Here is a 20,569-nt window from a genome sequence, read left to right on the forward strand (position 1 = left end):
TTTATATGAATTCAGGAGCAGAGGCCATGGAAGCGGAAAAGGTTGAATACTTCAGAAATGTTCTGATCGAAGAGATGAAATCCCTGCTCGGCGAGGCGGACAAGACGGTCACGGAAATGACCTCCGATGCGGCCAACTTTCCCGATCCCACCGACCGCGCCACCCAGGAGTCGGACCGTAACTTCGAACTGCGCATACGGGACCGTGAGCGCAAGTTGATCAACAAAATAAAAGACGCCCTGGAGCGCATCGACGCCGGCGAATTCGGCATTTGCGAGGAGTGTGGCGAGGAGATCGGCGAAGCGCGTCTCAAGGCGCGTCCGGTAACGACGCTCTGCATCAACTGCAAAATGGAAGAGGAAGAAAAAGAACGACGTCAATAGGCATTCAGCAACCCCCGCATACCCTGCGGCAGGTGTACGACATGGAAGCCCGCACCCCCCCCAAACAGGCCGCATCCCACAAGCAACTCGTCGAACTGACGATTCTTTATCAGTTCAGTAATACCATGCTGTCCACCATTCGCCTCAACAAGCTGACCCATCTCATCCTTACCGCCCTTACCTCAGACAGCACCAGGCTCTTTGAACGGGCGATGCTGTTTCTGCGCAACGAGAAATCGGGGGTGCTGCAGGGTATGCTCGGCGTCACCCGGGATACCGCCGGGGGGATGAAGGTGGTAGGGGGGGAGGACGCCCTCAGCAGCCGCTGGGATATCGACGATGAGGCCATTGTCCTCCAGCGGGAATCCGCTTTTTCGAAGCATGTCCGCTCGACCCGGATCGAGGCCAGCGCGAATTGCACCATTATCCGGCGCGTCATCCACGAGCACCGTCTCTATGCCCTGGGGGAGGATGACTGCCGCGTCTGCGAAACCTGCGATTTCATCCACCGTCTCGGCATCGCGGCCTTTGCCGTCGTTCCCCTCATCGCCCGGGACAAGGCCCTGGGGATCATCGTCGTGGACAACCCCGTCTCAAGCAAGGAGATCGGCCGGGACGACCTGCATTTTTTGCAGCTCATCGCCAACCAGGCCGGCATGGCGGTTGAAAACTCCATGCTCTACAACCGTATCGAAGAGGCCCACTCCAACCTGCGCGATGCCCGGGAGCGCCTCGTCCACGGCGAACGCCTGGCGGCCATCGGCGAGATGGCGGCCAACCTGGCCCATGAGCTCAAAAATCCGCTCATAACCATCGGCGGTTTTGCCGGGCGGCTGGTCAAGGGACTTTCCTGCAACTCCCGCGAACATCACTACGCCGACACCATTGTGAAGGAGATCAGCCGGCTGGAGCGGATGCTGGCCGATATCCTGGCGTTTTCGCGCAAGCCGACCATCTGCTACAGTGTCTGCGACGCGGGCGATATTCTGAACGACTGCTTTGCCAGCTGCGCCACGACCCTCGAGGATCACTGCGTCACGCTCGCCACCTCCTTTGAGGACGGCCCCTGGCCGACCCTCGGCGATGCCCACCAACTCAAGCAGGTTTTTCTGAATCTCATGCTGAACGCCTGCGAAGCGATGCCTGACGGAGGCTCGCTCCATGTGGCACTCCAAAAAGTATCCCTTGACAAAAAATACATATTGGTTAGCATACAGGACTCGGGTGGAGGCATACCGGCCGACATGCTGCCGAAGATCTTCACCCCCTTCTTCACCACCAAGCCGCATGGCACGGGCCTGGGACTTGCCATCGTCAACCGCATCCTGCAGAATCACGGCGGTAGTATCGAAGCGGGTAACGAAGGTAAAGGGGCGGTGTTCACCGTCACCCTGCCGCAGGCGGCGGTGCAATAGAATTCATGTGATCTGGGGCTGTAGCTCAGTTGGGAGAGCGATGCGTTCGCAACGCATAGGTCGACGGTTCGATCCCGTTCAGCTCCACCAGATACATCGAGGAGTTATGGTTTACGCCATAGCTCCTTTTGTTTTTAGTGGACCGCACGCGTTGTGGCCGGGTTCTTGGCCCAAGCTCTGCCCCGGGAAATGACACGACATGGCATGGAGGGTGACGGCATTTTATTTACACCTGAACAATTAGATTGCATTAATTTATCAAGCCTAATTGTCGTTGACAAAAATCGAGCGAATGGTATGATATAAAACACTTTTTTGTCGTTATGCCTGTGGGGCGCCTCCTTTCGCAGGAGCGTGAAAAGGGGGGGCGCCTGATGGCCCATTTTCATGTGCCGATGGGCACATAATTCGAGCAGGCTTCTTGCCTTCCTCCGCACGAAGCGCGGCAAGGTGCGCCTGCGGCCGGGCGGGATCGGCGGCCGGGAAGCATCATCGCAGAGGTCATGGCCATGAAAAACATGATTGGGCTGCTGCTGGCATGCCTGTGTGCTGGCATGCCCCCTTCCTGCGCGCTGGCTGCCGGGGGCTGCCGGGTGCTTGTGGTGATGAGTTATGAAGAGGATTATCCCTGGGTTAAACAGCAGAAGGAGGGGATTGATTCCCAATTGGGTGGCGTCTGTGAGGTTAAGTATTTTTACCTGAACACCAAGCGGAATTTTGCCGGCGGAGGGGAGCGGAGCAAGGAAGCCTATGCCCTCTACCGTTCTTTTCGCCCCGACGGCGTTATCGCTGCCGATGACGACGCCCAGGCCATGTTCGTGGTCCCCTATCTCAGGGACAAGGTGAAGACGCCGGTCATGTTCTGCGGCGTGAATGCGGAGCCGGAACAATACGGCTATCCGGCCAGCAACGTGTCCGGCGTTCTCGAACGCCACCATATCGCCGAATCCATCGTGCTGGCACGGCAACTCATCCCCTCCGTCAAGACCATCGGCTTCATAATGAAGGAGAGCCCGGTAGCCGGGTTAGTCAGGAACCAGGTAAACCAGGAGTACGCATCGTATCCCATCAGGGTCGTGGGTTTCAAAATGCCAAAGACCCTGATGGAGGCTGTTGCCATGGCCAGGGAGTTCAGAAAGAGCGCCGATGTGCTGTACGTGGAGACCCTCGAGGGGATCGTCGACGCGGCCGGCAGCCCGATCAAGGACCGTGAGGCCATGTCGACCGTGGCCAGGGCCTTCGGCAAGGCGACCCTGACGGGGAACTCCTACTACATCGAATATGGTCTCCTGGCGGCCGTTGTCCTGTCGGGCCAGGAACAGGGTGCAACCGTCGCTCGCATGCTTCAGCAGGCCATGGGGGGCACCCCTGTTGCCAGGATTCCTGTCGTCAAAAATCACAGCGGCAAACGGATGATCAACGTGACGGTTATGAAGAAGCTGGGTATAACCCCCAAACCGCTCGTTCTGCGGGGGGTCGAACTGGTTCGGACGAAGGAGCCGTGACATGCGTGACAATCATCGCAATCGTGCCGTCTCTCGTGCCGTGACGTCGAAGGCCTTGGTGGAGGTACCGGGCTCACCGCCAGACCCGCGCTGTTGCGGAACAACACGCTCGTGACCACCGACTGATATGGGCAGTAATCTAACCAAAGGTATGGGGATCGCCACCCGGCTGATCCTCATGAATCTGTTGCTTGTGACGCTGTTTGCCGTCATGAGCGTATTGGCCCATTACACGTTTGCCAAGGTGGAACGGTTGGTGGGCACGAGCGTCGGCTCCGATGTCAAGCAGAACATGGCTAACGCCCGCATGCTGCGGGAACTGGCGGCAATATTTTCTCAAACCGACCAACTGTTGGGGAATTTTCTCAAGAACGAGAAGGTTCTTGAAAAACAGAGCAGGCAGGTGGTGGCCGCCGTGGAGCGCCTGGGCGCCGAGAGCAGCGACCGCCGTCTGACCTTGCCGCTTCAGGCGTATGCCCGCAGGTTGGATACGCTTTTCGAGGTCTGCACCGGAGTCAATACGGCTCTCCGGCAGGTTGAGCAGTTGGAACAGCGTCTGCACGGGGAGCTCGACGCCCTCGAGCAGACCATCAGCGACGCCAAGATCGCACTGGTTCTCAAGGGGCTCGATCCGGTCATCATGGACCAGTTGACGGTTCTTACCGCCGGCTTCCAGGATTCTCTCCAGAGCATCAACCTGCTGTTTTTCCGGTCCATCAGCGACAAATCTACGGTTGTTGCCGCCGCGCGGCACAAGCAACTGCTTACCATGATCGACGATTTCACCCTGCAACTCCAGGCCTTGACGGCATCGGAGCCGCAAATCGCCGCGTACGCCCCCCGGGTGGTCGCCTCCATGCGGACCTATCGCGCCATGGTTGACCGCTATTACCTGTCCATGGAGGAGTTGCAGCGCCAGAGCCGTCAATTGGAAGAGGCAAAGGCGATGGTGAACGGCATCATGCAGCGCATGGACGAAGAGCTTGCCGTCTCTTCCAGTGGCATCAGCCGCCATGTGCACGATATCATGGTCACCTCCCGCCGCGGCACCCAGGTGATTGCGGTGGTATCGGTCCTGGCCTCCGGTATTGCGGCCATATTCTTCATCCTCTCCGTTATCCGCCGGCCGATGGCCCAGATCATAAAGGGGATCGAAGGTATTGCGGCCGGCAATCTCGATACCAGGATCAACCTCAACAGAAACGATGAGTGGAGCCATATAGAAACCGCCCTGAACCGTATGGCCGGGGAGCTTAAGCAGTCCTACCTGGAGCTGGAGCGGTCCAACCACGAATTGCAGGCCGAGATCCTCGAACACCGGCAAACGGAAGAAAACCTGCGGCGGGCCAAGGAGTACACGGAGAACCTCATTCAGGGGGCCAGCGTGATTGTCGTTGGCCTTGACGTCGACGGCTGCGTGAACCTGTTCAACCAGACGGCCGAGATGATCACCGGCTACTCTCCCGGAGACTTGGTGGGGAAGGAGTGGTGTGAAGCCATCTGCCCCCGGGAGCGTTTTCCCGAGGTCCATGCCGAATTCGAACGGCTCAGAGAGAGCGCAATCGTTGGCACGTTCGAAAATCAGTTTTTGACCAAGCATGGCAAAACGAGGACCATTTCCTGGAGAAACAACCCGATCATAGAAGACGGGGTAGTTGTCGGGACGCTTTTGTTCGGTATGGACCTGACCGAACACCGCACGACGGAGGAGCAACTCCAGCAGTCCCAGAAGATGGAGGCTATCGGCCGCCTGGCCGGTGGTGTCGCCCACGACTTCAACAACATGCTCGGCGTCATCCTCGGCTATGCGGAACTGTCCATGCTCACCGTTGCCGAAGGGAGCAAGCTCCGGCGCAACCTCGTTGAGATCTCCAAGGCGGCGCAACGCTCCCGCGACATCACCCGCCAACTCCTGGCTTTTTCCCGCAAGGAGGTTATCGCCCCCCAACCGACCAACCTCAATACCCTGATCGTGGAGACGGAGAAGACCCTGGGGCGGCTCATCGGCGAGGATATCGACCTGGCTTTCCGACCGGCCCAAGACCTCTGGACGGTCAAGGTCGACCCGTCCCAGATAGACCAAATCCTGATGAACCTGGCGGTGAATGCCCGCGACGCCATGCCGGATGGCGGCCGTCTGAGCATAGAAACATCAAATATCCGCATCGATGAATCCTACTGCCAGTACCAACTGGATGCGCAGCCCGGTGATTTTGTCAGGATAGCGGTCAGCGACACCGGCATCGGCATGGACGACGAAACCCAAAGGCACATCTTCGAACCGTTCTTTACCACCAAAGAGGTCGGCAAGGGAACAGGGCTCGGCTTGGCCACAACCTTTGGCATCGTCAAGCAGAACAACGGCTTCATCCAGGTTTACAGCGAGCCGGGGCACGGCTCCACCTTCAACATATATCTGCCCAGTACCGCTGAATCCGCCGTGGCCCCGCCGTCCCACGGGGAAAAACCGCCTGCGGGGGCCGGCGCCGTCCTTGTGGTGGAAGACGACAAGACCGTGCTCACGATGTCAACGATGATGCTGGAGGAGATCGGCTACACCGTCCACGCGACCGGCGACCCCCAGGAGGCGATCGCGTTGTGCCGTGATCCGGGAACGGTTCTCGACATGATCCTTAGCGATGTCATCATGCCCGCCATGAGCGGCAAGGAGATGGTCGAGCAGATTTTGCAGGTACGGCCGGCAATCAAGGTCCTGTACATGTCCGGCTATACCTCCGACATCATTGCCCAGAAGGGGGTACTGGAGGAGGGAATGCACTTCATTCACAAGCCGTTCGATATGCATACCCTGCATGAAAAGATCAAGGAAACATTGAACGGGTAACAGGGACCAGGCCTTTCAGGCGTCCCCCACTCCACTGTGCACCACTTTCCCGGTATGGTTTCCGATTTGAGTGCTTGCCTTTTACGCGCTATTATCTAATAATTTCCGCCCAACCCAATGCCAAGCCGCGAGGTTCCGGATTATGGGCCGCTGGCCGGGCCCGTTGAGAAAGCCCTCTATGATGCGACATTCCAGGGGACATGAACGCCGTAATCGCCCCGTACCGGTCCTGCTCCGGTTGTGGGTGTTCTGTGCCGTTGCGGGCCTGATCCTTGCCATCTGCTTCCCTTGTGCCGCCGGTGCCGATGCCGGCAAACGGAAAAGCTCCGTTATTATCGTCGGCGGCGGGTGGGACCTGCCCCCGTACGAATTCATCGACCGGGACGGCAAGCCGGCCGGCTATAACGTGGAACTCACGAAGGCGGTGGCCGAGGTCATGGGACTCAAGGTCGAGTTCCGCCTGGGCAATTGGCCGGAGATGCGGGACAAGCTGCAAACCGGGGAGATCGACCTGCTCCAGGGGATGTTCTATACCGATGAACGGGCCCGGATTTTCGATTTTTCCAATCCGCACAACAACGTCAACCACGCCATCTTCGCCCGGCGCGGGATGCCGACCCTGCAATCGCTCGAAGGGTTGCGCGGCAAGGAGGTCATCGTCGCCCGCGGCAGCCTGATGCACGACTTCCTGGCCCGTCAGGGGATTGCCGGGAAGCTCATCCTGACCGATACCCCGGCCGACGCATTGCGGCTTTTGGCTTCCGGAAAACATGACTACGCGGGGGTTGGGCTTTTGGGGGGGATCTACCTGGCCCGGGAACTGAAGCTCACGAATATTGTCCCCGTGGTACGCAGCGTTGTCTCGTACCGCTATTGTTTTGCGGTGAAAAAAGGCAACTCGGAACTGCTGGCCGATTTCAATGAAGGCCTGGCCATCCTCAAACAGACGGGCCAGTACCAGAAGATCTACGAAAAGTGGCTCGGTGTCCAGGAATCTCCGCGCATCACGTGGAAGGAGATTGCCAAATACGTGGTGATCGCCGTCATTCCCCTGCATCTCATCCTGCTCGGCACCATATTCTGGTCACGCTCCTTGAGGAAGCAGGTTGCCCAAAGGACCGAATCGCTCACGAAAGCGCTGCACGAGCTGCAGATAAACCAAAAACAACTCGTCCAGGCCGACAAGCTGGCCGCCCTCGGCACCCTGGTCTCCGGCGTCGCCCATGAAATCAACAACCCCAACGGCCTGATCCTGCTCAGCATCCCGACCCTGATGAAAGCCCACAGGGACACGGCGCATATCCTCGAGGAATATTACCGCGACCACGGAGACTTTACCGTGGCAGGCCTGCCCTACATCCGCATGAAGGCGGAGATTCCCCGCATACTCGAAGAAATGCAGGATAGCGGCCAACGCATCAAACGAATCGTCTCCGACCTGAAGGATTTTGCGCGGCGCGATGACAGTGCCGGTCAGGAGTTGCTTGATTTCAATACGGCGGTGCAGACGGCAGTGCGCCTTGCCGAGCCGACATTCCGCAAGGCAACGGATTCCTTCACGGTCGATTACGGAGCGGGGCTCCCGCGGGTGCGGGGCAATGCCCAACGGATCGAGCAGGTCATCATCAATTTGATTCTCAACGCCTGTCAGGCCCTGCCGGATGCCAGCCGGAGCATCCAGCTCTCGACCTCGTACCACCAACCGTCCGGTGCCGTGATCCTCAGGCTGCGGGACGAGGGGGTCGGGATCAGCCCCGAGCATATGTCCCAGTTGACGGACCCCTTTTTCACCACCAAGCGGGAGAGTGGGGGGACCGGCCTCGGATTGTCGGTATCCGCCAAGATCGTCAGGGACCATGACGGCACCCTGGCGTTCGACTCGGAGCCCGGCGAGGGCACCACCGTGACCCTCTCCTTTCCCATTGCCAAAGAGGAGCAGACCGCATGACCCAAAATCCGTACCCCAGCTTCGGTATCCTGCTGGTTGACGACGAACCGGCCTGGCTCAACATGCTTGCCATTACCCTGGAGGGAAGCGCCGGCATCACCAACATCGTCACCTGTTCCGACAGCCGGGAAGTCCTGCCGCTCCTGGACAAGGGGGGAATCGGCCTGGTGCTCCTCGACCTGACCATGCCCCACCTGACCGGCGAAGAACTCCTCAGGAAGATCGGCGAGAGCCATCCGGAGATCACCACCATCATCGTCAGCGGCATGAACCAGATTGCGACCGCGGTGCGCTGCATAAAACAGGGGGCCTTCGATTACTTCATCAAGACCGATGAGGAGGACCGGATTGTGGGCGGGGTGCTCCGGGCGGTCCGCATGCTGGAGATGCAGCGGGAGTACGATGAGATGTCGAGCCGGGTCGTGTCCGGGGAGTTGCGTCATCCCGAGGCGTTCACCGCCATCGTGACCGGCGACCGCTCCATGCTGGCGCTGTTCACCTATGTGGAAGCGGTGGCCAAGAGTCCCCAGCCGTTGCTCATCACCGGGGAGAGCGGCACCGGCAAGGAGTTGCTCGCCCAGGCCGCCCACAACCTCAGCGGTTGCCGCGGCAGGCTGGTAACGGTCAATGTGGCGGGGCTCGATGACGCCGTCTTTTCCGATACGCTCTTCGGCCATGTGCGCGGCGCATTTACCGGTGCCGATTCCGTGCGGCGTGGCATGATCGAGGAAGCCGAAAACGGGACCCTTTTCCTCGACGAGATCGGCGACCTCGGCATCGCCTCCCAGGTGAAGCTGCTGCGCCTTCTCCAGGAGGGGGAGTACTTCCCCCTCGGCAGCGACCGGCCCAAACGCCTCAAGGCGCGCATCGTCGTGGCCACCCACCAGAACCTGCCGGCAAAGGAGGCGGATGGCTCATTCCGTCGGGACCTGTACTACCGCCTCCGCACCCATCAGGTCCGCATCCCGCCGCTTCGGGAACGCAAGGGGGACATCCCCCTGCTGCTCAACCATTTTCTGGCCGAAGCGGCGAGCGCCCTGGGCAAGAAAAGGCCGACCCCGACCCAGGGGCTGGCCCAGTACCTCACCACCTACGGGTTCCCCGGGAATATCCGCGAACTCAAGGCCATGGTCTACGACGCCGTCAGCGTGCACAACGACCGGATGCTGACCTTGGAGCCGTTCGTCGATGCCATTGAGCGCGCCCGGCACGACACCGGCCCGGCCGGCGCCGCGGCTGCCAGAGAGAACCCCTTTGCCGGGTTCGAAGAACTTCCCACCTTCGGTGATGCCGCCGGATTTCTCGTGATGGAGGCCATGAACCGCGCCGGCGGCAACCAGACCCTGGCGGCGCGCCTCCTCGGCATCTCCCAGCCGGCCCTCAACAAGCGCCTCAAGCTGCTGCGCGGCTGAAGGGGCTATAACCCCAGGTTATTTTTATAACCATTGCTCATACCCATGCCCGGGGGTTATGGGCGTCTTTTTAGCTTGTATTGACTAATATCTTGAAATTAAAGCAGTTAATAGTGAAATCCCGCCACCCGGCATAACCTCCGGTTATGCCTCTGAATCGCGCTTTCGCCGTGCCATCCCTAAAAAATAATGTAATTACAGGTTGTTGTAATTATTCCGCCAACTGGCATCCTCCGTGCTCTTACTCGTGCAGATCGATATCGGCATACCCGGTACCACACAACACGAGACAGGAGGAAGCAAATGAAGCTCAACAGCATGTGGAGGATTGTAGTCGCGGCCGCCGTGATCTGCGTCAGCGGCACAACGGCATTCGCCGCAGGGCGGGTGTTCACGAACGACGTGGTCATCATCGGCGCCGGCGGGGCCGGCCTGGCGGCGGCGGTGAGCGCGGCACAGTCCGGAGCGAAGGTCACGGTGCTGGAGAAATTGCCGGTCATCGGCGGCCACACCATCATCTCCGGCGGTTCCGTCAACGCCCCTGACCCGGAACGCCAGGCCAAGGCCGGCATCAAGGATTCCCCCGACCTTTTCTACGAGCAGACCCTGAAAGCCGGCGATTACCGCAACGACCCCGCCGTGGTCAGGGTGCTGGCCGATAACGCCACCGACATGCTCACGTGGTTCGAATCCCTCGGGCTCAAATGGGACGACCGGGTGTTCGAGGCGTGGGGCGGCCTCTATCCCCGCAGCCACAACTCCGGCGCAGCCGCAGCCGGCAAGGACTACATCAGGGTGCTCAACGACAGCGCCAAGAAACTGGGCGTCACCGTCAAGACCAACACCAAGGTCATGGACCTGCTCAGGGACGGCAGTGAAGGGCGCGTGTACGGCGTCAAGGCACTGAACAAATCCGGCGACACCGACACCTACCTGGCAAAGGCCGTCATCATCGCCAGCGGCGGGTTTACGGCTAACATCCCCATGCGCATGAAATACAACCCCCGCCTCAACGAGAAATTCCGCACTACCGCCAACCCCCAGGGCAAGGCTCTCGACGGCAGCACCGGCGACGGCATCATCATGGCCAAGAAGATCGGCGCCGACGACGTGGGGATGGATTACATCCAGTTGATCCCCTTCTCCGGCGGCCGGGTCATCGACTACGTGGGCGGCGACATCTTCGTGAACTTCGACGGCAAGCGCTTCGTCAACGAAGGTGGCCGGCGCGACGCCATTGCCGATGCGATCCTGAGCCAGCGCGGCCAGAAGATGTGGGTCATCACCGACGACCAATCCATCAAGGGCGCCAGTCTCAAGACCAAGCTGGAAAAGGGGATCGTTTTCAAGGCGGACACGGTTGAAGAGATGGCCCGGAAGATGGAGGTGGATCCGAAGGTTCTGCAGCAGACGCTCGACCGTTACAACCAGTACGCCAAAGACAAGCAGGACCCCGACTTCGGCAAGGCCATGTTCACCCAGACCGTCGACAAGGCCCCGTACTATTTCGGCATTGAAACCGCCGACGTCCACTTCACCTGCGGCGGCCTGCGCATCAGCCCGAAAGCGGAAGTGATCGACCTGGACGGCAAGGCGATTCCGGGCCTCTTCGCAGCCGGCGAGGTTGCCGGCGGCATCCATGGCACCAACCGGGCCGGCGGCAACTCCCTGACCGCCATCTTCGTCTTCGGCCGCATCGCAGGTACCAACGCGGCACAACTGAAGTAACCGGCCATCCCGCGCGAAAGTTCGTGCTGGCAACGGACCAAGGTTCCCTCGGCGCCTCTGCCGGGGGAACGGTCCTCTGATCTTACGATAGTGCGCCGGACAGCCCGTTCCGCACGAAGCAAAAGGAGAAACGATATGAAGAGCAAAACCATAATGATGCTTGCGGCGGTATGTGCGGTGTGCTGGGCGGGTGTTCCGGCATTTTCCGGAGACCAGCTTGCCGACAGGCACAAGGCGGCAGGGCTCGGCTGCAAGGATTGCCACGGCGACAAGGACAAAAAGGACGGCGTCGATATGGACAAATGCCTGAGCTGCCATGAATCGTACGCAAAGCTCAAGCTTTCCCCCAGGACGATGAAACTGCATCCCAACCCGCATGACGGGCATTATCCGGACCTGGATTGCAACAACTGCCACCATGGCCATAAGCCCTTAGAGATTTACTGCGATCAGTGCCACAAGAAATGAGCGCGGCACAACGTCGCGAAGTGACGATCCCATAGATTCGGAATGTGGAAAGGAGACGGGCAGGTGAAACATAACATCAAGATCATGGCAGCGTTAGTGGCCTGCGCCCTGACGGCTGCGGGCACAACTCCGGCGCAGGCCCTGGAGAACGAGTTCCACGGCATGTATCGCTTGGCCGCTGTCGACAGCAACTATCTGGGGTCGCAGGCAGCCAGTTACTATACCTACAACGGCTCCAACATCTTCGCCCAGGACCCGAAGACCGCAAATATCAGGGAGCAGCACCCGGCAACGGCCAACTTCCTCGATCAGCGCCTCCGGCTCATGTACATCGCACGGGTGGATGAAGAGCTGAAGCTGGTGACCAATTTCGAGATCAACTCCCGCTGGGGCGACAACAACTATGGCACCGGCATTTCCGGGGGCGGGGCCGTGGGTGCCGATTATGTGAACCTGCGCACCAAGTCGGCCTATCTCGATTATTCCTTCAATATCGGCATACCGGTCAACAGCAGGCTCGGTATCCAGCCGGTGGCCGACAGTTACAAAGGGATCATCCTCGACAACGACGCCGCGGCGGCAGTCCTGTCTTCGAAAATAGGCGCAACGACCCTGACCGTCGGTTTCTCCCGTTTTGCCGACAACGGCAGCCTGAACAGCTATTCCGCCACCACCGATTACACCGGCACCGGCGAGCCCACGCCCAACACCAACGGCAACCTGTTCGGCGGGGGGCTGGCAGTGACGAATACCAATGGGGCAAACGGCGCCGCCTACGGCGACGTGTCAGCCGACTTCTGGATCCTGGACGCCAAATACGACGTCAACAACAACCTCACGGTGGGCGCCAGTTATTACCTGCTCTACAGCGACATCGCCAAAAAGCTCTCCAGCACCAACGCCACAGCCAAGTATCGTGAGAATGTGCACATGCTGGGGGTAAGCGCCAAAGGCAAGTTCGGCCCCGCCCAGATCGACGGCTTTTTCGTCTACCAGATCGGCAGGACGACCAACCGCGACATCCATGCCATGGCCGGCAACCTGGGAGCCAGGATCAAGGCAGGTCCCGGCACCGTCAAATCGGAATTCCTCTACATGAGCGGCGACAGCGGCACCTCGACGGGACGGACCTCTTCCTTCCAGGTCATCGGCGGCGAGGCCGGCTACACCTGTAGCGGCTTGCAGATCCTGAGTCGCGATTCCCTGGTCATGAGCAGGAACAATGCCCTCTTCTATGACAACAATGCGGGCATGGGGGTCGTTTTGGGAGCCATCGGCTATGACCTGCCCTTGACCGGCCGCCTGTCGGCCAATGTCAATGCCGGCTTCGGCGCCGTCGAAAGCGTCAATTCGAATATTGTCGCCGCATCGGGCGAATATCTGGGCACGGAAGCCAATGTGTCCCTGCCGTTCAAGGCAAAGGAAAACCTGACGATCACACCACGCTTCGCCTACGTGTTTCTCGGGGACTTCTACAAAAACCTGGCCGCAAATGGCAAAACGCCGGACAACCCGTACCTGGCAAGCCTGCTGGTGAACTTCAAGTTCTAGTGATTTTTCACTATGGGACGGTGCGGCGCTCCCATGCACTACGGAAACCGTGAAAACCTTTGAGAGCGCATGGCGTGTTTCAAGCCCGGGCCAACGCCGCCGAACCTTGGCCCGGATGACGGGCCCGTGGGGTTCTCCCTCCTTCCTCCACGGGCCTTTTTTCCGCGGCTTACCGGCATAGGGCATCTTCGGCACGCCAAGGGAGAAACCATGGAAACCCGCACCCTGTTCCGGGGGTTGTTCCTGATCAACTTCGCCATCACCCTGGGCTTCGGCATCGCCGACGCCTTCTTCTCCCTCTACGTCTTCAGCCTGGGCGCACGGGGAGCACTCCTGGGACTGCCGCTGGTCCTCTACTCCCTCTCCAAGATCGTCCTCAGCCCCTTCATGGGCGCCTGGGCCGACCGCATCGGCCGCAAGAAGGTCGCCGCCGCCAGCCTCGGCCTCTACCTCTTCGTCTCCCTCTCCTACCTCTTCACCGCCAGTCTCCCCCTCATCACCCTTCTGCGCCTGCTCCAGGGCATCGGCTGCGCCATGTTCCGCCCCGTGGTGCTCTCCCTGGTGGGCGAAGCCTCCCCGGACCACAAGCGGGCCACGGTCATGGGCACCTTCGACATCTCCTTCTACGGCGCCCTGAGCCTGGGGCCGGTGATGGGGGGGATGCTCAAGGACCTGTGGGGCTTCCAGGGGATCTTCGCCACCCTGGCCCTCCTGTGCGTCGTCGCCCTGGCCGTGGCCCTCATCTGCATCCCCGGCCACACCCCCCCGCCACGGCAGGCCAGCCACAGCGAACGCCTCGGTGACCTCCTGGGCGCCACCCGCCACAGCTCCTTGCGGGGCCTTCTGGCCTTCGTCTTCGGCCGGGCCTGCGGCATCTCGCTGTTGGGGGCCTTTCTCCCCATCATGCTCACGGCCCGGCTGGGGCTGAGCGGCACCCGGGCCGGGCTGGTCATGGCCTCCTCCACCCTGGTGATGACCCTCTTGCTCCGTCCCATGGGCATGCTCTCGGACCGGGCGCCGCGCAAGTCCCTGGTGGTTGCCGGGGGCACCGTGGTCTCGCTGCTCTACTTCCTGATCCCGGTGGCGGTAGGTTTTGGTCAGATCCTGGCGCTGGGGGTGGGTATCGGCCTGTTCAGCGTGTTGTCCCAGCCTGCGAGCACGGCGCTGCTGGTGGAGGAGGGGAGCCGCCACGGCATGGGTGCGACGGTTGGCACCTGCAACGCGGTGCTGAACCTTGGGTTCGTTTCCGGCCCGCTGTTGGGTGCGGGACTGCAGAGCGCCCTGGGGCTGACGGCGGTGTTCTACGCCGCTGGGGTTCTGGGGCTCGGGGCCGTGGCGCTGTTCATGGCCAACGTCGGAACGGTGGTGGCGGGCAGCGCCGCCGGATACCGACACCCCTGTCCACAGCAGCACTCGGTTCGCTGAAGGGCTTTTTTCATGGCGGGGTGGTCTTTTGAGCCGATGGGGCCCGTTAGGGGAGGATAGAGGTCATCTTAAAATTAATGCGGTTTTTTAATATATTACGTGCTTGACACGCGGTTTTGGTTGGTGACATAATTCACCATCATGGCGCCGACCAAGGAACAGTGCAGCCATTGCGGAAGCATCGTCAAAGCAGGGAGCAATGGCATTTATTCTGTCAGGGTGGACAGCAAGGGCTACCTGATGGAGATAATGGACGGAGAGATTCTCCCCGATACGTTCCACTATTGCTCTCCAGGCTGCATGTTCAAGCGTGAGCGGGGCGTGGTCCCCAGAGCCAAGATCGCATTTCACTTTTAGGCGCGCGCCGCAGTATCGCGTCGCGCCGCCACCAGGGTACACGTACCGACCATCGCGAGCCGCCATTCTTGGGCGGCTTTTTTTGTCGCTTGTCGCCGCACCGCGAAGTTCTGCAAATTAAGCTGGATTTATTCGGCTTTCCCCATAGACGAATGCTAAAAAATAGGGCATTATACCGGGGTCTTGCGTGTCATGTTGCAGAGGAGTCGCCGTGCCGGCCTGCCGCACCGCCCTGATATACTCGTCGTTGTTCGGAAACTTCAGCTACGGGGACGACCATCCGTTCAAGTTGCAGCGCTACCGCATCGTACGGGACCTGATGGAATCTTACGGGCTGCTGAAGCTGCCGGGCATGGCGATCCGCGGGTGCCGGCCGATCGACGACGAACTGGCGTTGAGCTTCCACGCCCCCGAATATCTGGCGCGCCTCAAGGAGTTCAGCACCTCCGACGAGCCTCGGGCCGACTTCCGTTTCGGCCTGGGCGATGCCGACTGCCCCGTCTTCAAGGGGCTGTACGATTGCGCGGCATTGGGGGCCGGTGCGACCTTCGAGGCGGCCCGCCTAGTGGAGGAAGAGGGGTTCGACATCGCCTTCAACCTGGCCGGCGGCTGGCACCATGCCCATCGGGCCAAGGCCTCGGGTTTCTCCTATCTGAACGATGCCGTGCTCGCCATCAACTGGCTGGTGGCCCGGGGGCGGCGGGTGGTCTATCTGGATATCGACGCCCACCACGGCGACGGGGTGCAGGAAGGGTTCTACGACAGTGACCAGGTCCTGACCATCTCGCTGCACGAAAGCGGCATCTATTTTTTTCCCGGCACCGGCTTCGAAAGCGAAACCGGTACCGGCCGGGGGCGGGGCTATTCGGTGAACGTGCCGCTGCTTGCCCACACCGACGACGCCCTCTACATGAAGGCCTTCGACGAGGTGGCCTATCCGCTGATAGCCGCCTACGACCCGGATGTCATCGTCACCCAGATCGGCGCCGATGCGTTTCGCACCGACCCGCTGACCCGGCTCGAGATCACGACCCATAGCTACGGCTATATCATGCGCAAGCTCAAGGCGCTCAAGATTCCCTGGGTTGCGTTGGGCGGGGGGGGCTACGACCTGATGAACACGGCCCGGGCCTGGACCATCGCCTGGGCGGTCATGAACGGCGTGGAGCTCAATCCCCGCCTGCCGGCGGCCTTTGTGCGGAGGATAGAGCCGCTGGGGTATCCGCATCGGGCCTTGCTGGACGCCATGCACTGGTCCGAGGAGTATGAGCGCAACCTGGCCCTCGATGCGGTGGAGAAAAGCATTGCGCGGATCAGGGCGGCCATCTTTCCTGGTATAATTGGAACCTATGGCACAACTTCCGGGAAATAGCCAGTTGCTGGATGGGGCCGGCCGGCCGCTGCGGTCGCTGTTGGCCATCAACCGGCTGGACGATCCGGAAAAAGAACTGCTGTACGCTTCCTTGCTGCCGCTGCGCCTGCGCGAACTGCTGGGGCTGGCCGCCGACGGGCTCCATGCTGCGTCGGGGGAGCGTCTGACCACCATCATCGCGCCCACCGGGCTTGCGCTTTTGCGGATCGAGGTCCGCGCCCGGCCGGATGATGCGGATACGGCGTTCTTCCTCGAGTTGGCCGATACCCAGTATCACCAGATGGAGCTCTCCTTCTGCATCATCTGCGATCCGGCAGCGCCCCGCTACGATGTGGATGTGGACGAGAGCGGCAGAAGGAACTGGTTCGCCTCCCGGGGGCGGAATCTGCCCGAAGAGGTGCGCGCCATGGAGGACGGGCTGTTTCCCAACCAGACCCGGCGCGGCTTGCGCCTGTTCGCCGAGTTTTTCCCGCTCCTGGAGCGCTTCACCGATGCCCTGGGGATGGAGATGATCGTGGCCGAGCCGCTGAGTTACGACAACGCCATCCGCTACGAAAAATACGGTTTCGACTACCTGCGGGGCAAGCGCCTCATGCTGGAGATCGACCGGGAATTCCGGCCCGGTGGCCGCTATCATGGCCGGCTGGACGGCTCCACCCCTTTTCGCATGCCGGGCATGGAACGCACGGTGCGGGGGAGGAGTTGGGCCATCCACGACGGCGTTTTGGACGAGCCGTGGGATGAGGTGCAGATCTACAAGATGATCGGCGTTCATGCCGGCATCGATACCTTTCCCGGGAGGGAGCGGGGAGCCCGATGAATAGCGTGGATCCTTCGACAGTCACACCGCTTGACGGCATCAGCTATTTTGCGCCGCCGGCAGGCTATACGCTTACCGGGCGCGACGGCCGGGTGGCCATCCCCTGGGATGGCAAGCCCCCCATCCCGCTTCTGGACGAGGATCTCGCCGCCGTGAAGCAGGGGGCGCCCGACTACGACATGGTGGGCCGGGGCATCTACCGGGCGCTGCGTCTCGACCCCGAATGCGCCCATGCCGCCGAGTACGCCGCCGTGTTGGGTGAGGCTTACCCCCACATCGTTTCCGAGCTGGGGGGGCAGGTCATCATGCTGGACGCCAAAGAGGTCGATACCCCCTATCTGGACCGCAAGATCACGTCCCTCAAGATCCTTGCCCTGCTCGATCCCGCCAATGCCGGCCTGCAGGCGGAGATAGGCCGGACCTTTGCCGACAGGGGCGCGCGTCTCGCCGTACTGCATCAGGCCGTGGAGAGCTGGTACGGGGCGGAGAAACATCTGAAGAAGGCCCTGGCGCTGGACCCGTCCGACGGCCATGCCGCTTATGAATACGGCGAGGCGCTCTACATCCTGGGGCGCTACGATCAGGCGGCCGAGGTCTGGGCCGAGGCGCTGGCCGGCCTGGCGGAGGGTGAGCGGGCGCGCCTTGAGACGCGCATCGCCGCAGTTCTGGCCGGCAAGGTCCCGCTGGTCCCCCCCCTGGATTATCTGACGGCCCTGTCGGTGGCATTGGGGGAGCGCCAGGCCGGGCGCAACGATGAGGCCGCCGCCATCATCGAAGATGTGCTGGCAGACCCTTTCTTTGCCGAGCAGTTCCCCATGGGCGAGGTCTATTACCTGCTGGGCACCTGTTACCAGGAGATGGGCATGGAGAACGAAGCGGCAGAGGCATTCAGGAGGAGCGCATAAATGTTGTTCGGGTTCAGTGTCGCCGATTGGATTTTCATAGGATTCATCCTGGTCGTCATCTTTGTCTGCGTGGTCCTGAGCGACATGCGGCGGAGCAATAAGCGGGACAAGGCCGCATAACGGCATTTGCCGAGGTGCCCATGGAAGAGATCGACAACGACGGCGAAGAGCGGCGGCCCCTGGGCATTGTCCTGCTGGGGGGACTGTACCTGTTCTTCTTCATGCTGACCGTATCCACCTTCGGCCATCCTTTTCCGCTGCTGGGGACGATCTACCAGGGGCGCGTAGCGGAAGCGCTGGTGTTCGCGGACAGCCTGATCAGCCTCTATCTCTTCCTGGGCCTGATGAAGCGGCAGACCCTGACCTGGTACCTGCTGATCGGTTACAATGCTTTCGAAGTGGTGAATACGCTGATCAATCTGATAGGAATTTCCGCGGGAGAACTGGAAAAAGCGCTCGGCCAACCGGTCGATGTGCGCGGATTGGCGGCTGACAACCTGTCGGTCATGGTGGCCATACTGTTGCTGACGGCCTTTATTTACAAGCATCGCGGGTATTTCACCAACCGGTCCAAGTATCTGCTCTGACCCGGTAGGCACGTATACTGCATTTAAATTTTTTCGAGAGTCCTCCATGTCCGTGCACGGCATTGCCGTTCGAATTGAAAAGCTGAATAAATCCTTTGGCGGCAATCATGTCCTCAAGGATATCGATCTCGATATCGCGCCGGGAGAGACCTTTTCCATCATCGGTCCCTCCGGCACCGGCAAGAGCATCCTGCTGAGGCACATTATCCGCCTGGAAACGCCCGATAGCGGCCAGATCTACTTTAACGGCCAGCCGGTGTTCGACAATGGCCGCCCGCTGCCCCAAACGTTCCGCAGCAGCATGGTGTTCCAGTCGTCGGCCCTGTTCAACTCACTGACCGTTGCCGAGAACGTGGGACTCTGGCTGCGGGAGCACCGCATCTGCCCCGAGGCGCGCATCCGCGAGCTTATTACGGAGAAGCTCGCCATCGTCGGGCTGGAAGGTACGGAAGGGCTGAACACCTCGGAATTGTCGGGCGGTATGCGGAAGCGGGTCGCCATTGCCCGCTCCCTGGCGATGGAGCCGGACCTGGTTCTCTACGATGAACCGACCGCCGAACTGGACCCGGTCACCACTGACGAGCTGGCGGAGACGATTCTCTCCCTGAGAAAAAAGACCGGCAATACGACGATCATCGTCACCCATGACCTGAACTTTGCCCTGTACCTGTCCGACCGCATCGCCATGATGCACCGGGGCGAGATCATCGAAATCGGCGTGCCGGACCAGATACGGAACAGCGCCAATCCGATCGTGCAGCGCTTCATCCGCACCACCACCAAGGGGATTCAGGGGGGCTGATTGCAGTCCGGAAGCGTGAAGGAGACCGCGATGAACAAACGTTGTGGCAGAGCTGTTGTGTTTGCGGGCATCGTCCCGGGCGCCCTGGTCCTCGTGTCGCTGCTGGCCGCCGGGTGCGCCGGGATGAAGCAGTCCCATCCGCTCCTGCCGGTCGCCGAGTACGAGAAGATGATCGTCGGCCGCCTGGATGCCGACTACGTGGGGACGGACAACTGCGTGGCCAAGTGCCACAAGCATGACAAGATCACCAGCGATTTCAAGCGGAGCGTGCACGGCGAGCAGATCAAGCCTGAAACCGGGTTGCCGCTGGTCAACTGCGAATCGTGTCACGGGCCGGGGAGCCTGGCCATCGCCAATATTGAGGAAACCAAGCGGCTTCACGGCGAAAAAGGGGACAAATGCGACGTCTCCACCCTGCTCGATCTGAAAAAACTCCCCCCCAGGCCCAATCCCTGATCTGCCTGAAATGCCACTCCGCCGCCTCGACCCCGGCCCTGGCCCACTGGCATTCCAGCCCCCATGCCCTGAACGATTTGAGCTGTTTTTCCTGCCACCAGTTGCATGAGGGGCCCCAGCAGAAGGTGAGCCACGACAAGATGGCCGAACTCTGCTATGGCTGCCACCCCGACGTCAAGGCCCAGTTCAGCCTGTTTTCCCACCACCCGGTGCGGGAAAAGAAGATGGGATGCTTCGACTGCCATGATCCCCACGGTTCAATGCAGCCCAAGCTGTTGAAGGGGAGCACGCAGCGCGACCTCTGCACCCGCTGCCACATGGAGAAGAGCGGCCCGTTCGTCTACGAGCACGGGGATGTCACCGAGACCTGCACCAATTGCCACGTGCCCCACGGTTCGGTCAATCGCCGGCTGCTCTCGGCGGCCATGCCGTTCCTCTGCCTGCAGTGCCACAATCCGGGGCACCGCAGCGTCATGAACAGCGACTCATCCATGAAATCGCTTTTTTCCAACCGGTGTACCGACTGCCATTCATCTGTCCATGGTTCCGATACCCCCGATAACCGCGGGTACGGAACATTGAGGAAGTGA

At 60.8% G+C, this 20,569-nt stretch carries 18 protein-coding genes and 1 tRNA gene; all 19 read left to right on the top strand.

Translation table 11 applies throughout. From position 1 onward, the window contains the following. The first annotated feature begins 26 nt into the window (after window positions 1-26). The 19 genes from dksA to FO488_RS20755 all read left to right on the top strand — a co-directional run bounded on the left by dksA (window position 27) and on the right by FO488_RS20755 (window position 20,569). Complete coding sequence (gene dksA, locus FO488_RS19000) at window positions 27-383, top strand: RNA polymerase-binding protein DksA (RefSeq protein ID WP_149212001.1); 357 nt, start codon at window positions 27-29, stop codon at window positions 381-383. A gap of 41 nt (window positions 384-424) precedes the next feature. Further along, window positions 425-1,798, top strand: a complete 1,374-nt coding sequence (locus FO488_RS19005; protein ID WP_149212002.1) for a GAF domain-containing sensor histidine kinase — start codon at window positions 425-427, stop codon at window positions 1,796-1,798. 14 nt (window positions 1,799-1,812) lie between these two features. Then, window positions 1,813-1,888 (top strand) — tRNA-Ala (locus FO488_RS19010). A 428-nt stretch (window positions 1,889-2,316) separates the two neighbouring features. After that, window positions 2,317-3,303 (top strand): ABC transporter substrate-binding protein, encoded by a 987-nt coding sequence (locus tag FO488_RS19015; protein ID WP_205743311.1) that lies wholly within the window; start codon window positions 2,317-2,319, stop codon window positions 3,301-3,303. A gap of 127 nt (window positions 3,304-3,430) precedes the next feature. Beyond that, on the top strand, window positions 3,431-6,148 hold the full coding sequence (locus tag FO488_RS19020) for an ATP-binding protein (RefSeq protein ID WP_149212004.1): 2,718 nt from the start codon (window positions 3,431-3,433) through the stop codon (window positions 6,146-6,148). A gap of 178 nt (window positions 6,149-6,326) precedes the next feature. Next, window positions 6,327-8,096 (top strand): transporter substrate-binding domain-containing protein, encoded by a 1,770-nt coding sequence (locus FO488_RS19025; RefSeq protein ID WP_149212005.1) that lies wholly within the window; start codon window positions 6,327-6,329, stop codon window positions 8,094-8,096. Next, the gene (locus FO488_RS19030; RefSeq protein ID WP_149212006.1) at window positions 8,093-9,508 is read left to right on the top strand and encodes a sigma-54 dependent transcriptional regulator; all 1,416 of its coding nucleotides are present in this window, start codon (window positions 8,093-8,095) and stop codon (window positions 9,506-9,508) included. The genes FO488_RS19025 and FO488_RS19030 overlap by 4 nt, the downstream gene beginning before the upstream one ends. Before the next feature lie 303 nt (window positions 9,509-9,811). Next, on the top strand, window positions 9,812-11,236 hold the full coding sequence (locus tag FO488_RS19035; RefSeq protein ID WP_149212007.1) for a flavocytochrome c: 1,425 nt from the start codon (window positions 9,812-9,814) through the stop codon (window positions 11,234-11,236). Window positions 11,237-11,371: 135 nt separating this feature from the next. Further along, on the top strand, window positions 11,372-11,704 hold the full coding sequence (locus tag FO488_RS19040) for a cytochrome c3 family protein (RefSeq protein WP_149212008.1): 333 nt from the start codon (window positions 11,372-11,374) through the stop codon (window positions 11,702-11,704). 63 nt (window positions 11,705-11,767) lie between these two features. Then, window positions 11,768-13,255 carry a hypothetical protein gene (locus FO488_RS19045; RefSeq protein ID WP_149212009.1) on the top strand — a complete coding sequence of 496 codons (1,488 nt, stop codon included), beginning with the start codon at window positions 11,768-11,770 and terminating at the stop codon, window positions 13,253-13,255. A gap of 210 nt (window positions 13,256-13,465) precedes the next feature. Then, complete coding sequence (locus tag FO488_RS19050) at window positions 13,466-14,680, top strand: MFS transporter (RefSeq protein WP_149212010.1); 1,215 nt, start codon at window positions 13,466-13,468, stop codon at window positions 14,678-14,680. A gap of 141 nt (window positions 14,681-14,821) precedes the next feature. Then, the gene (locus FO488_RS19730; protein WP_149212011.1) at window positions 14,822-15,037 is read left to right on the top strand and encodes a hypothetical protein; all 216 of its coding nucleotides are present in this window, start codon (window positions 14,822-14,824) and stop codon (window positions 15,035-15,037) included. A 211-nt stretch (window positions 15,038-15,248) separates the two neighbouring features. Beyond that, window positions 15,249-16,409 (top strand): acetoin utilization protein AcuC, encoded by a 1,161-nt coding sequence (locus tag FO488_RS19060; protein ID WP_149212012.1) that lies wholly within the window; start codon window positions 15,249-15,251, stop codon window positions 16,407-16,409. Next, complete coding sequence (locus FO488_RS19065; protein ID WP_149212013.1) at window positions 16,387-17,229, top strand: hypothetical protein; 843 nt, start codon at window positions 16,387-16,389, stop codon at window positions 17,227-17,229. The genes FO488_RS19060 and FO488_RS19065 overlap by 23 nt, the downstream gene beginning before the upstream one ends. Window positions 17,230-17,234: 5 nt before the next feature. Next, on the top strand, window positions 17,235-18,134 hold the full coding sequence (locus FO488_RS19070) for a tetratricopeptide repeat protein (RefSeq protein WP_149212014.1): 900 nt from the start codon (window positions 17,235-17,237) through the stop codon (window positions 18,132-18,134). 140 nt (window positions 18,135-18,274) lie between these two features. Next, the gene (locus FO488_RS19075; RefSeq protein WP_149212015.1) at window positions 18,275-18,721 is read left to right on the top strand and encodes a hypothetical protein; all 447 of its coding nucleotides are present in this window, start codon (window positions 18,275-18,277) and stop codon (window positions 18,719-18,721) included. A 46-nt stretch (window positions 18,722-18,767) separates the two neighbouring features. Then, entirely contained in the window at window positions 18,768-19,523 is a 756-nt protein-coding gene (locus FO488_RS19080; protein WP_149212016.1) for an ABC transporter ATP-binding protein, read from the top strand. 30 nt (window positions 19,524-19,553) lie between these two features. After that, entirely contained in the window at window positions 19,554-19,979 is a 426-nt protein-coding gene (locus FO488_RS20750; protein WP_370514291.1) for a hypothetical protein, read from the top strand. Beyond that, window positions 19,922-20,569, top strand: a complete 648-nt coding sequence (locus FO488_RS20755) for a DmsE family decaheme c-type cytochrome (RefSeq protein ID WP_370514292.1) — start codon at window positions 19,922-19,924, stop codon at window positions 20,567-20,569. The genes FO488_RS20750 and FO488_RS20755 overlap by 58 nt, the downstream gene beginning before the upstream one ends.

Origin of the sequence: Geobacter sp. FeAm09 (genome assembly GCF_008330225.1) — a bacterium.
In the GTDB taxonomy this organism is placed as follows: Bacteria; Desulfobacterota; Desulfuromonadia; order Geobacterales; family Pseudopelobacteraceae; genus Oryzomonas.